General features: G+C 48.5%; 1 pseudogene. It reads right to left on the reverse strand.

The annotated features are described in order from the left end of the window. Positions 1 to 699, reverse strand: a pseudogene (locus tag HMPREF2794_RS23925) (hypothetical protein); the annotation flags it as partial.

A 699-nucleotide genomic window follows, 5' to 3' on the forward strand; every position in this document is an offset into this window, starting at 1 on the left:
CACCCACATTATCCAGTGTGACTTCGGGATAATAAGGTTCTCCACCGTATGCTTCCGCATTAAACCAGTCGATGATTTTGATATAAGCGTCGATTATGGTGTTAACGGTCAAACCTTCGAAGCCATTGCGGATCGCTTCTATATCCGAGTTCTCGATAACTTCATCCAGCAGATAGTTCCCGGTAAGTACGGGCTTCTCTACCTGATTACCGTTTTCATCCAGTCCCCCGATACCGAGCTGCAGGATTTCCAGCACTTCCGAACCGTTCCCGATGAAATCACGGTTTGTGATACGGATATGGCGGAATACGACATTACCTTCCTGCGAATCGATTATATCGCGTATCATCTTTACAACGTCAATAAGCGGGCAGTTTTCCACGCGCAGTGTGGTGATGTTCGGCATGGATTCAACAACGATGCCTGTGTCCGCATTCAGCCCCTTATAGCTCAACTTATCGAGGTTCATCAACTTGAATTGTGTCATGGTGGTCGGCAATTCCGCATATTGAACCGGACAGCCACCGACAAAGTTGACAATCTGCAGGGAACTGCCGTATGCCAGCAGACGCAAAAGGCGTGTTGCCCCGGTCAGGTCAAGGGACACCAGCTTTTTGAAGTTCTCGACGTTCAGGAGTCTCATATACGGTTTTTCACCAAGTGGAAGGTCTGTGACGCTATTGTTGGCATATCCTTCGC

The organism is Bacteroides sp. HMSC067B03 (assembly GCF_001811315.1).
Taxonomy (GTDB): Bacteria; Bacteroidota; Bacteroidia; order Bacteroidales; family Bacteroidaceae; genus Bacteroides; species Bacteroides faecis.